Annotated in this window: 9 protein-coding genes; 7 read left to right on the top strand and 2 right to left on the bottom strand. The window is 48.7% G+C overall.

Features of this window, described 5'->3' with window-relative positions:
* Positions 1-32: 32 nt before the first annotated feature.
* From ACYVGR_RS00545 to ACYVGR_RS00570, 6 genes are all read left to right on the top strand, one after another.
* Entirely contained in the window at positions 33-314 is a 282-nt protein-coding gene (locus tag ACYVGR_RS00545; RefSeq protein ID WP_460953034.1) for a hypothetical protein, read from the top strand.
* 263 nt (positions 315-577) lie between these two features.
* A complete protein-coding gene (locus ACYVGR_RS00550) occupies positions 578-1,888 on the top strand; it encodes an esterase-like activity of phytase family protein (RefSeq protein ID WP_460953035.1) in 1,311 nt (436 codons plus the stop codon).
* A 203-nt stretch (positions 1,889-2,091) separates the two neighbouring features.
* Entirely contained in the window at positions 2,092-3,765 is a 1,674-nt protein-coding gene (locus ACYVGR_RS00555) for a tetratricopeptide repeat protein (RefSeq protein WP_460953037.1), read from the top strand.
* A gap of 269 nt (positions 3,766-4,034) precedes the next feature.
* Positions 4,035-6,791 (top strand): TonB-dependent receptor, encoded by a 2,757-nt coding sequence (locus tag ACYVGR_RS00560; protein ID WP_460953039.1) that lies wholly within the window; start codon positions 4,035-4,037, stop codon positions 6,789-6,791.
* Between the two features lie 107 nt (positions 6,792-6,898).
* Positions 6,899-8,164, top strand: a complete 1,266-nt coding sequence (locus ACYVGR_RS00565) for a right-handed parallel beta-helix repeat-containing protein (protein WP_460953041.1) — start codon at positions 6,899-6,901, stop codon at positions 8,162-8,164.
* A 175-nt stretch (positions 8,165-8,339) separates the two neighbouring features.
* On the top strand, positions 8,340-9,374 hold the full coding sequence (locus ACYVGR_RS00570) for a phytase (protein WP_460953043.1): 1,035 nt from the start codon (positions 8,340-8,342) through the stop codon (positions 9,372-9,374).
* 102 nt (positions 9,375-9,476) lie between these two features.
* Here ACYVGR_RS00570 and ACYVGR_RS00575 read toward each other — a convergent pair whose 3' ends face one another.
* Together ACYVGR_RS00575 and ACYVGR_RS00580 are read right to left on the bottom strand one after the other, a co-directional pair.
* On the bottom strand, positions 9,477-9,740 hold the full coding sequence (locus ACYVGR_RS00575) for a hypothetical protein (protein WP_460953044.1): 264 nt from the start codon (positions 9,738-9,740) through the stop codon (positions 9,477-9,479).
* A 223-nt stretch (positions 9,741-9,963) separates the two neighbouring features.
* Positions 9,964-10,650, bottom strand: coding sequence for a hypothetical protein (locus ACYVGR_RS00580; RefSeq protein ID WP_460953046.1), 687 nt, complete (start codon positions 10,648-10,650; stop codon positions 9,964-9,966).
* A 348-nt stretch (positions 10,651-10,998) separates the two neighbouring features.
* Between ACYVGR_RS00580 and ACYVGR_RS00585 the strand changes: the two genes are divergently transcribed.
* Positions 10,999-13,884, top strand: coding sequence for a TonB-dependent receptor (locus ACYVGR_RS00585; protein ID WP_460953048.1), 2,886 nt, complete (start codon positions 10,999-11,001; stop codon positions 13,882-13,884).

Here is a 13,884-nt window from a genome sequence, read left to right on the forward strand (position 1 = left end):
ATAACTGCACACTACCAACTCAACAATTCACTATGGCTCATCACCGATTAAAAGCAACGTCTAATAATATTAACAATCTCTGGTTTGGGGCCGACACACCGATCCGCCAGTATAAAATCAAGTCGAATCCCGAACTATGGGAAGCTTGCCAGCGCATTAGCCGGGTATTCAAGGCTCCCTCTGGCGCATCTGCTGCAGAATACTACACCAAGTCAGACCGGGTCGCCTTTGCCAGAGCTGTTCAGCAAAAATTATATCAGCCCACAGCGAGTCGGCAAGCTCATTATTATTGCCGCCAATTAGAAGCCGCCTGATAAATTAGCGCGGATAGCGCGAGCGTCAGCGTTCGTGCTCACTCTTCCCCAGCCTCTGGCCGGAATAATATAAGAGACAATCGGCCAGAGGCCGAAGAGTAGTGAGCACGAGCGTCAACGCTCGTGCCATCCACAACGCGGATAACAAAAACACTGACAATCAACAGACTAAAACCTTAACACTGGCATAACAAACCAGCTATTCATATTACATTCGGGTAATATAAGGGGCTATAGCTTTGTAGAAAAACAAAGCTTTCTCTATGAAAATAGCCTCTCTACCTCTCTCACTCGCCACGGGTTGTGTACTTATAGCTGGTTTAGTCGTATCGGCCTGCGAAGATCACCGGATTCCGGCCGTTCTTCCTGCGTTTTCCGAAGCATCGAATCCGGCTATACTGGCAACATCTCCCAATGGAACTGTGATCTATAATGGCGGCTATGGATCGGCCATTGCGCAAGACCCCAATGATCCGACCGCGTTTTATCTGCTTACCGACCGGGGACCCAATGCCGCGGGTTCCGTTGCCAACTCTATTATTTTTGGCAAAGCCGATTTTACTCCCCAGATCGGACGGTTCCGCGCTATTGGCAATAAGCTGATTTTAGAAAAAGTTATCCTGCTAAAAAATGCCGCTGGGCAACCATTGACAGGTCTGCCGAATCCAATTGGTCAGGGGAACACAGGTGAAATTGCCCTAGACCTAAACGGAAAAACGATCGCACCTAACGCCGATGGTATTGACTCCGAAGGACTTGTATTAGCTTCGGATGGGACGTTCTGGATCAGTGACGAATACGGGCCGCATATCGCCCACTTCGACGCGACGGGTAAAACCATCGAACGCATCAACCCGTTTGGTTCGGGTACTGGCGGACGCACGCTCCCTAAAGTGCTGGCCCGTCGTCGGCCTAACCGCGGCATGGAAGGCTTGACCATTACGCCCGATGGCAAAACATTGGTTGGCCTGATGCAGTCGCCGATGTACAATCCATCGTCGGGAGCCGTATCGGGCTCAACTGTGTTGCGCGTTATCACCTTCGATATCGCCACCGGAGCCACGAAGCAATATGTGTATCTGATGGAAAATTCGACTCTGACAGGCTGTAGCGAAATTGCGGCCATCACAAACACAACGTTCATCGCTTTAGAGCGCGACGGCGATTACGGTGGAAACCCAGCTAAGCCTGCTACGTTCAAACGGATTTATAAATTCGATCTTGCCGGTGCAACCGATATCTCGGACCCAACAAATAGCGACGCTGGTAAACTTTATAATGGCCTGACTGTAGAGCAACTTAAAGACAAAGCAGGCTTACAGAATGCAGGTGTCGTACCTGTTACGAAAACACTGGTTTTCGATATCCTGACTGAGATTTCACCCGTTTACCCACACGACAAAGCAGAAGGTGTTACTATACTTAGCCCAACGCAACTGGCCATTTCGAACGATGACGATTTCGGCGTAGTCGACAATGGACAGAATGGATTCACGACCAAAATTCTGCCCGCTACGGGCAAGGTTGATCTCAACCGAATCTATTTCGTAACGCTTAAGGCACCGCTTAAGTAAAAGTCTGGTGCGGGTGTGAATGTTAAATCTGGCGCGGGTATTTACCCGTGCCTTTTTATTTAGTCAGTATTCACTGACGCAAGCGAATGCTTGCTTTATAAAAAGGCACGGGTAAATACCCGCGCCAGATCAGTTAACAAAAACTTCACATTACAACCGCCGAGCGAAGCTTTATCTTTATAGATTCTACCAATCTTTATCGAATGCATTCCATCGATGCTCATAAAACATACCTGAAAATCATATGTTTAATAGCCTGTGTTGCGTTTAGCGTTCCGGCGCCGGCCCAGGTTCTTACCAATACAGAGCAGCTTTCACGCCAGTATCCCGACTCCGCTTACCGGCTCATCAAGCTTATGCTCGATAAAGCCGTTAGTCAAAACGATCGACCGACGGAGGGCGATTGTCTCCAGCAAATTGGTCTGTTGCTCTATCATCAGGGCAGTTATGTACAGGCGATCGATTATCTGCTACAGGCCCAGAAAATCTTCCTCAATACCAACGATACCCAACGGTTGGCCCGCAATCGAAATGAACTCGGAACGGTTTATTATTACAATGAGCAGGTAGATCGCGCATTGAGTCAATTCAACGAAGCGCTGAGTTTTTACCGCCAACGTAACAGTGTCGAGGGTCTGGCCCAGACTTATGCCAACATCGGGCATATCTACGAAAAGCGAAAAGATCTTAAACAGGCCTACCACTACCAAAAACTGGCGCTGGCCAACAGTCAGGCAGCTAATGACGTGACCAGTCTGACTAAGATCTACGAAAATCTGGGCAGCATTTTTGAAGATGAAGCTCGCTACGACTCGGCTCATTTTTACTACCAACATGCGCTGACACTCGCCCAGAAAACCCATGATGAGATTGGGCAGATCGAGATCATCAACAACCTCGGCGATGTTTTTCGGAAAACAGGCCGCTATCAGGAAGGGCTGAAACTTTCACACGAGGCCATGAAGCGGGCGAAGCAAACGGGCGAATTGTACCAGCTTAGCGCGGCCCTTCGCGACATTGCCAAAACGTATCGCTTCCTCAATCAACCCGACAGTGCCTACGCCTATCTGGAACGAAGCCGTGATTTAGTCGATGCCATCTATGCCGCCGAAAATACCCGCCAGATTACGCTGCTGCAAACCTTATACGACGTAGAACACAAAGACAGCGAAATCGCGCAATTGAACGCCCAGAAACAAGTTGACTTCGTCATCATCATTGCGGCCAGTGTTGTGCTGGTCTTGATTGGGATTCTAGCTGCGGTTGTCATTAGTCGGCAACGGTTGAAGCTTCGAAATGAACAGGCGCTCAATCAGCAGAACCAACAGATATTCCAGGCCCAGAACGAGCTAATGCAGGTGGAGTTGAAGAACCAGCAACTGGAAGAAGAAAACCTGAAAGGTCAGCTTGAGTTGAAGAGCAAGGAATTAACAACGCATACGCTACAAATCATTCAGAAAAATCAGGTGCTGGAAGAACTAAAAGAAGATCTGACAGCCATTCTGAAAGACGATAAACGCGATCAGAAAAAACAGCTCCGACAACTGGTTGAAAAAATCAGCCTGAACTTTAGTCAGGATAAATATTGGGATGATTTCAGAACGATCTTCGATCAGGTTCACCCCTATTTCTTCACGCAACTCACGCAGCACTTCCCCGATTTAACCGCCACCGACCTGCGTCTGATTGCTCTCCTGAAGATGAACATTAGTTCTGCTGATGTCGCTACGTTGCTCGGTATTTCATCGGATAGTCTACGCGTTTCCCGTTATCGGCTCCGTAAAAAGATAGGCCTTGCCGAAGGCGAATCACTCTCGGCCTACATTCAGCGCTTTCCTTTGCAGCCGCTGCCCGTTTCCGAAAACAGTACGATTTAGGCGCTTCGGCCAGTCTTCACAATTAGGAAACAGTTTAGTAACAATAAGATAATGGCTTTCAACACCTAAGACAAGACGCTAGCAATCAGCGCCTTAATTGCAGCTTAATTCTATTGTTGCCTATCTGTTCACGCTCTAAAACGTCTTGTTGCCTTTTTGTTCACGGGTCAAATTTGTCCGGCTCATCTGCTCTTCCTCACCTTTGCGACACCAACTCAGCATGGTCTTTGCCTTCCGGTAAGGCTCGCTAGTTGTCATTCGCAAACAGTATGAACCGACTACTACTGACAATCGTTTGCCTGCTTCTGATCCCCAACGTTTGGGCCGGTACCATCCGGGGGCGAGCCATCGATGCCACCACAGGTCAACCCGTTATTGGGGCGACACTTATTCTGGAAAACACAAAACTGTATAATGTATCGGGCCTGGATGGCTCTTACCTGATTAAAAACGTACCTACTGGAACGCATAAAATTCGCATCAGTTATGTCTCGTACAAAACGATGATCCGCGATGTGGTTGTGGAAAGTGATGAACAGGTTATTACACTGGATTTGCCGCTAGAGACAGAAAATGATCGCCAGATTACCGAAGTTAAGGTAACCGCTAAACGCGACGGCAGCAGCGACCGCACCGCCCGCGACCTCGAACGGAATGCCCTGCAAGTGACCAACATCGTATCAGGTCGAACCATCGAACTCTCGCCCGATTTAACCGTTGCCAACGTCATTCAGCGGGTATCCGGTATTTCGATCGAGCGAAACAGCAACGGCGATGGACAATACGCCATTCTGCGGGGAATGGACAAACGCTATAACTACACGCTGGTTAACGGAGTAAAAATTCCGAGTCCCGACAATCGGTACCGTTACGTTCCGCTCGATATTTTCCCGTCCGAACTCCTTGACCGACTGGAAGTCTACAAAGCACTTACGCCAAGTATGGAAGGCGATGCAGTGGGTGGTGCCATCAATATGGTGATGAAAGATGCGCCCGACCGGCCAACGATTCTGGCCAACGTTTCGTCGGGCTACAGCGAACTGTTTTTCAACCGCCCGTTTGTGAGCTTCGATACGAAGAATATTAACGCACAGTCGCCTTACGAACAGTTGGGGAGTCAGTACAGCGCCAAGTTTTCGGATTTCAATAAAGCCTCAACCACCTACACGCGTCAGTCGCCCCCGCCGAATTTGATGGGCAGTTTCGCCATAGGTAACCGATTCTTTGACCAACGGTTTGGCGTTATGCTGGCCGGTAGCTTACAGAATACATACCGGGGCAGTAACAGCCTGTTTTTCACGGGTGATGTGGTGGATACGTTACGCGGTGTAACCCTGACGAAACAAAGCGAACGGCAGTTTTCGGAGCAACAAACGCGCTATGGCTTACACGCCAAGATGGATTTTCGCGTGAATGAGCGCAACAAAATCCAGTGGTTCAATGCACTGATTAGCCTAACGAACGAGCAGATTCGGGAGACCAAAACCACCGAATTGGGCATTGGTGGCTTCGATCCGGTGTTGGGCAATGCAACTCTCGGCTATGAAACCCGCTCACGACTGACCAGGCAGAAGATTTACAACAGTACGCTTCAGGGAACCCATCAGGTCACCCCCGTATTCGCCATTAACTGGTCGGCGGTGTATTCGACGGCCACGAACGAAGTGCCCGATCAGACCTATGTGCCGCTGCTGGGCACCCGTACAAATTTTGTCGAGAAACGAACAACGGTACAGGACGGCCAGCGTCGTTGGGAGCACAATTCCGATACGGATTTAGCGGGTTATCTGAACCTGACGCTGAAAACCAATCTGGCCGGTATAGCCGTTGAATGGATGGCGGGCGGTTTATTCCGCGACAAACAACGCACGAACTTTTACAACAATTACACGCTCCGACCAAGCAATCCATTCGCCCAATACGGCATAGACTTCACGGATTACAACCAGATTGTCTGGACGATTCAGAACCCGCTCGGTTCAGTAGCGTCGGCCCTGAATTACGATGCCAACGAGAAGACCACGTCGGGTTACCTACAATTCCGCACCACCGATCAACCGCTTGAAGTAACCGGGGGTGTTCGCATCGAGCATACCGATCAGGGCTACGCCATGAAATTCCCGATTGGCGAAGACAACCCAACCGGAAGCCAGATTTATACAGATGTGCTACCCAGTTTGCACTTCCGCTATCGACCCGACGAGCACACTAACTGGCGGCTGTCTTACTTCCGGTCGCTGAACCGGCCCGGCTTTTTCGAGATCGTTCCCTATCGGATTGTCAACGAAGAGTATCAGGAGCGTGGTAATCCTAATTTGAAGCGTGCCATTGCTGATAACGTTGATTTACGTTACGAATATTTCCCCCGTCCGCTGGAGCAATTTATGGTTGGCCTGTTCTACAAACATATTCAGGACCCGATTGAATATACGCTTCAGAAAGACGCCATCCGGGGGCAGGATTTATATTACGGACCGGGCAATTTCGGTAATGCGACGAATTTGGGGCTAGAGTTGGATGCTATCAAGTATTTCCGGCAGTGGGGCATCAAAGCGAATTACACCTACACGAACTCCAGCATCACAACGCCTAAGTCGAAGCGGATTCGCAATGCGCAGGGCGATCTGGAAACTATTACGGTTAGCCAAACGCGGGCATTATACGGGCAATCGGCGCACATCGCCAACCTGTCGCTGCTCTACAAAGACACCCAACATGGTTGGGATGGTCAACTGGCGGCCAGCTACACAGGACCACGCATCAACACCGTATCGCAGTTTGTTGATAACGACCTGTACCAGAAAGGCTTCATTCAGATGGACGCATCGGTCGAAAAGAAACTGGGCAAAAACCTTCTGTTATTCGCCAAAGCCAATAACCTGCTAAATACCCCCACAGAGATTTTCATCAAAAACGTCAACAGTAAAAATTCGGACGTACCGAATCAGGATGAATCGGGCAAAACCCTCATCCGGCGCGATTTCTACCAACGCTCTTATGTGCTGGGCGTGAGGTATAAACTGTAAAGAAATAGAACGCTGATTTTCAAGATCAATACGATGAATTATGATCTTTTAAAATCATAAAAATCTGCGTCCTATAAAACCAACAAGTTCATAATCAACCAACAATCATGAAAAAAGTAATTATTCTGGCTGCGCTATCGGCGGCTGTACTCGTAGGCTGCTCCAAGAACGATGACAACTCTGGCACGGTAACGCCAGCGCCCGTTGTAAAAGAAGCTGTATCGGGCGATGTGTCGGGTATCTGGACGAAAGGAAACACGTACAAAATTACGGGCCATCTACAAATTCCGGCCAGCACGTCACTGGTTATTGAAGAAGGTGTCAACGTAATTTTCAGCGATTCGACCGTGAAGCCCGAGTTGATCGTGAAAGGAAATCTGTACGTAATGGGCACGTCGGCTAATCCAGTGAAATTCACAGTACCCGATGCCTGGAAAACGACGGCTAATCAGTGGGGTAACCTGTGGGGCGGTATCATTGCGGCACCAACCTGTGCCGAGCTGCTAATCGACAATGCCATTCTCGAGTACGGTGGTGCTGTAACGACCGAGAGTTCACCATCCGTAAAAGCAGGTTTGTACAAAGCAGCTGCGGGTAACCACGTTCCGGCCGTCAACTACTCGAACGTAAATGGCAAGCTGGTTATCGTAAATAGCCGATTGAATAACCAGAACGAAGATGGTTTTTACATCGAAGGTGGTAAAGTAATCATTGCCAACAACAAGATTTATACGCAAGGTGTATCGGGTGGTGATGCCATCAATATCAAGTCGGGTGTTCAGGCCGATGTTGCGTTTAATATGGTGTATAGCCCTAACACCAACGCCTTGAAACTCTCGAACACAGGCGACCGTACCCCACAAGCTTATGTAATTGCCTACAACAATACGATTGTAAATGCAGGCTGGCGTCGGCCAACCATCAAAGGTGGTTCGATCTGGGTAGAAATTGCCGTTCGGGCGGAGTTATACAACAACCTGCTGGCAAACGACCGGTTCGGCGTAAAACGCGATCCGAAGAATCCCGAAGATAGCCGCACCAAAGTGAGCAACAACCTGTATTACGGAGCAACGCAGGACGGCGTTACAGGCTTCCAGCCTTCAACCGAAATTCTGACTGGCACCAACGACATCCTCAGCAAAACCGTTGGCGACAATGATCCGAAGTTTGTGAACTATCCGCTTACGACCGATTCTAAAAACGCAACTTTCAACACGGCCTGGGATTTCCGTTTGCAATCAGGTTCGCCTGCTATCGGCAAAGGCACCACAAGTTTCACCCGCCTGTATGCTGACGGCATTTCGTTCGCCAATAGCACGACGTATAAGTCGCCAGCGCCATCAACAACCATTGGTGCTTTCGGCACGAACTAAGTTAATGTAACTCACCTTACGGCGCGATCAACCTCACGGCAGCGGCCGACCGTCCCCGTCCCCTCTCCTAAAACAGGAGAGGGGAGCACAACTGCCCTATCTTCACCCCTCTCCTAAAACTAGGAGAGGGACCGGGGACGGTCGGCCGCTGCCGTGAGGTGAAATATTATATTCCATGAATTATCGTCTGGCACTTTTTCTGCCCCTCTTTGTAGTGGCCTGTCAATCTACAGCCCAAACTACTGTCCAGCCTGTTGTCATTACCGACACGGTTCGGCACGACACCGACGATCCGGCCATCTGGATTAACCCGGCCGACCATGCTAAAAGCCTGATCATCGGTACCGATAAAGACCAGGACGGCGGGTTGTATGTCTTCGATTTGAAAGGCAAAATTGTTCGGGAAGTTCACGACCTCAAGCGCCCCAATAATGTGGACATTGCGTACGGTCTGATGCTGGGCGGTAAACCCACCGACATTGCCGTAACCACCGAACGATTCACGCACAAGCTCCGCATTTTCTCGCTGCCCGACATGAAACCCATCGACAATGGTGGTCTTGATATGTTCGTTGGCGACACCGCCAGTGGTTTTCGCGATCTGATGGGTATTGCGCTTTATAAAAATCCATCAGGGGTGTTATACGCGATGGTTGGCCGTAAAACAGGGCCAACAGACGGCTCTTATATCGGCCAGTACCGACTTGAGGACAATGGTAAAGGGCAGTTAAAAGCTACCCTGGTTCGGAAGTTCGGTCTGTATAGCGGCAAGAAAGAAATTGAATCCATTGCCGTCGATAATGAACTTGGCTACGTCTACTACTCCGACGAAGGCGTGGGCGTTCGTAAATACTACGCCGATCCAGAAAAAGGTAACCAAGAACTGGCCTTATTCGCCAAAACAGGTTTTGCTGAAGATCACGAAGGTATTTCGATCTACAAAACGGGGCCTAAAACGGGGTACTTACTTGTATCCGATCAGGGTGCAAACCAGTTTCATATTTTCCGGCGTGAAGGCGAACCCAGCAACCCCAACGATTACAAAGTCTTGAAAGTAGTAAAAGTGGCCGCCCAGGTCAGCGATGGCTCCGATGTAACGAATGTGTCGCTGGGCAAGCAATTCCCGCATGGCTTATTTGTGACCATGTCGGAAGGCAAAACATTCCACTACTACCGGTGGGAAGATATTGCCGGAAAGGAATTGAAGTAATTTTCTGTCATTCCGGCGTCAGGAGGAATCTCAAGTTTTGTAATAGTCAAGCTTGAGATTCCTCCTGGCGTCGGAATGACAGAAAAAATAGATTTGAGCTTTTTAAGCTTCTACAGGCTTAGCCTCAGCCTTAGGAGCTTTTGCCACTTTAGCTGGCTTCTTCGCTTTTTTGGGCTGTTTGGGTGTTTTATCACCAGCTTTCTTCTTTTCTTCTTTCTTTAGAAGTTTCACCAGCTTCTTGGCCAGCTTTTCAGCCGATTTTTCAATGGCTTTTTTGGCTTTCTTCGATTGCTCGCCTAGTTCGCTTACCTTTGTTTCAACAGAAGTAGCAATAGATTCTGCAAGTGCCTTTTTTTGAGCGTTCATTCTTGGTTTTGTTAGCGTCTGGTGATTATAAAAAATCTACAAAGAACTACGAAAAAAAAGGCAGAAACAAAAGCCTAATGTTAAGTTTTTGTTATCATTTCAGCTTTTTTTTGATAGCTTTAGACGTGTTATTCACGCCCTAAATTGCCTTAAACTGGTATTAAAAGCATATTTATACTCGGTGCTGTCAGATGCCACTTCTGACAATTTAGGATGGCCTATCCTATTTCACCTCTTGTTTCGTCTCGCGTTTATAGACCAGTAAGCGTCCACGGGCAGCGGTCATCACCTGATTCAATTGCTTATAGAGGTGGCTCTGAGTAAGCTGCATATTGCGTAGCTTTTCAGCCTCCTGTGTTACCTCCTGTGTCATCATGTTGAACTGGCGAGCCTGCTCCCGAAATGCCGCGAGGCAGTAAGCCGATGTAATGGGCATAAAATCGACAATCTGCAAAAGATCAATCAACCAGCTAAAGTATTGTCCTAGCAACGCATACGAATCTTCGTGCACACGCAGGTCTTTGTAATGCACAGGCTTCCGCCGATTGGCAGGAAACCGGGGAAGGGGCAATCGGTGGATTTTCAGGTAAAGTACTTTCAGCAAATCGTTAGCGACAGTACCACCTTTAAACTGATAACCGATATCGGTCCACAATTGCTCATTTAGTGGCTTTATAGCCCCCTCAGATTCGTACGCCAATTGCCTGCGCTGCTCACATAGCTCCCAATACCGATGCCATTGCTCATCAAGTTGCCGGTTAGTTGTTTCGATGCGTTGAATAACGGTCTGAAGAACGGGAGCCTCGGGTGGAAAGTCATTGTCGTCCCCTTTCACCCAGCCTGTAAGTCTGGAATTAAGCTCTATTGCCTGAGTGAGTTTTTTCGTCAATGCACTTTCATAAGGAGTCATGAATGAACCGGTTTCGTTGGCCGCTAGTCTTGCAGAACTACCTGGCTTATGCCGCTACAGCCTGTTTAGAGATTAAGTAATTTTTAATGTATCCTATCGATACATTACCTGCCCGCAATAATTTGCCAACACTTCAGATCGACAAAAATCTTCAGATTATCAGAAACTTATAGATATTATTGCCTTTATTAGGATAATTGAATCAGCAAAGTAACAATAGGTTTAAAATTAAAACAGCATTAAAAAAACTTAATATAGAGCACTCCCAAGCATAACATTTAGGTAATCTCCTCCTCAAATAAGGCCGGTAGTTTTGCAGCGCTTTAAAGCGATACCAAAACTATAAACATGATCCGCAACGTACTACTTGCCTTATTTTCTCTTTGGACAACTGTTGTTTTAGCACAGACAGGAACCATCAGAGGAACCATTAAAGATGGCAAAACCAAAGAGGCTCTGATAGGCTGTACAGTCCTTGTCAATGGGACTCAATTGGGTGCCACAACAGACATTGAAGGGAACTTTAGCATTGCCAATGTGCCGGCCGCCACGCATAAAGTGGTCATTTCCTACATCTCGTATCAAACCAAAGAAATCCCGAATGTTCGGGTTGAGTCGGGGAATACGACGGCTATCGAAACCGAGCTGAATGAAGAAGGTAAGTCGCTCCAGGAAGTAGTGGTCCGAGGCAATAAAGCGACGAATACAGAGATTGCGGTTATCACCGAGATCAAACAGCTTAAGCCTATTGCCGTCGGGATTTCGGCCCAGCAGATTGTGAAATCGCAGGACCGCGATGCGGCTGCGGCTATTCGCCGGGTGCCGGGGGTGAGTATTGTCGATAACCGTTTTGTGCTGATTCGTGGATTGGCAGCGCGTTATAATTCCGTGTTGATCAACGACGTCATTACGCCATCTACGGAAGTTGACACGCGTTCGTTCTCGTTCGATCTGGTGCCAAGCAACATCATCGATCGGATGATTGTCTACAAATCGGGTTCTGCCGAGCTACCCGGTGATTTTGCGGGTGGAGTCGTAAAAATCTACACCAAACGCCGACCTGAGCAAAACTTCCTGGACGCTGGCCTGACACTGGGCTATCGGGGAAATACGACCTTCCAAAATGTACAGTCGCATTCCCGAAGCGGCCTCAACTGGCTAGGCTTGTGGGGAAAAGACCAACAAATTCCATCTAGCTTCCCAACCGGTTTGGGGCAATTCAATAGCCAGAATCCGTTACAGCGTGCCGCCTATGCCCAGTTGCTGCCAAATTCGTGGGGAATCCAAAACCAGACGGTTAGTCCAGATTTACGCCTTGCGATCAATATGGGTCGTCGGTTCGATGTAGGAAATGTGCGCGTCAGCAACCTGACCAGCATCAACTACGCCATGACGAACCAGTTCTCGACTATTGATTTCCAGTTGTACGATAATGGCACCATTGCCAATGCCGTTGCCGAAAAATATAATGATGCCAACTATGCCCGCCAGACGCGTTTAGGTATTCTACATAACTGGTCGGCGCGGTTCTCACCAAGTTTCAACCTGGAGTGGAAAACGTTATTTAACCAACTCAGCACCACCGAAACGGTTGTTCGATCGGGTCAACGCCTTCAGGATGGATTCGATGTATTAAGCTATTCGGAACGATTCGAAAACCGGAGTATCCTGACCTCTCAACTAGCGGGCGAACACACAGTAAACCAACTGACAAAGATCAATTGGATTGCCAGCTTCGGTTATACGGGCCGTTGGGAGCCAGACTGGAAACGGGTTCGTTATCAGCGGGTAACGGGCGCTACAGGAGCCGATGGTCAACTTCAACCCTACTCGATTGCCACGCCAAACGATCCTAACCCAATTGATGTGGGTCGGTTCTATTCCAAACTACACGAGTATGTAGCGTCGGCGGTTGCGAATGGCGAACACACATTTGGGAACCCAACGGATCGGGAGCCTAACCGCATCCGATTCGGGGTGTATGCCGAACGTAAAAACCGTGATTACGGCGCTCGTTTCTACGGCTACCAGGGCGTTGGAAACAGCACCACTGCCAAATCAAGCGATATAAACACGGCGTTTAGCGCGGCTAATGTAAATGGGCAAAACGGCTTTTCGCTGCTCGATGGTACCAAGCCGCTGGATTCGTACAAAGGGATAAATACCTACCTGTCGGGCTATATTACAGGCGATGTCTACTTCGGCCCAAAAGCGAATCTGACAGTAGGTTTCCGTGGCGAATACAACGATCAGGGCATCCGCGCTACCCGAACAACGACCGAAGAACAACTGGTATCGAACAAAGTCTTCAGTCCGTTACCATCGCTGAACTTCACCTATAAACTAACCGACCGAATCAATTTACGTCTGGCTTATTCTTCCTCACTCAACCGTCCTGAGTTCCGTGAGTTAGCGCCGTTTAGCTACTTCGACTTCAACCTGCTGGCCGATATTCGTGGCAATACATCGTTGAAAACTGCCAACATTCAGAACATCGATGCGAAATGGGAATTCTATCCAACCCAAAACGAGCTTATCTCGGTTAGCGGTTTCTACAAACACTTTACCAACCCAATCGAATCGTTCCTGTTAATTCAGGCGAACGGGTTAGCGTACACGTTTGCCAATGCCAACTCGGCTCAAAACTATGGTGTTGAACTGGAAGTGCGCAAAGGATTCCAGAACTCGCCGAGCGCGTTCTTACAAAATCTGTCGGTCGTTGGTAACGTATCGCTGATCAAGAGCACGGTTAATATCGGTGATATTGTGCGGGCTCCAGACCTCAGCGGAGAAGTTCGTGAATACGACATCCGGGGTATTGCCGATACCGAGCGCCCGCTGGCTGGTCAGTCACCTTACCTGATTAACGCCGGTCTATACTACACAGCACCAAAGTCAGGCTGGCAGGCCAACATCCTCTACAACGTGTTCGGACAGCGGATTTTCGCGGTAGGCAACCGAAACAACCCGACCATTTACGAAATGCCCCGGAACGTTGTCGATCTGAACCTGACCAAACAAGTCAACAACAAACTCGAACTACGACTGGGTATTCAGGATGTACTGAACCAGTACGTACGGTTTGCGCAGGACTTCAACCACGACGGTAAAATCGGCAGTGACGTCACCTCACAATCGGCTGACGCAGATCAGGTTCTTCGCAAGTTCAAACGGGGCAGCTACTACACGCTAAGCGCGATCTACACATTTGGTCGTCGGACCGTCATTCCTTAA

Source organism: Spirosoma litoris (assembly GCF_054776755.1).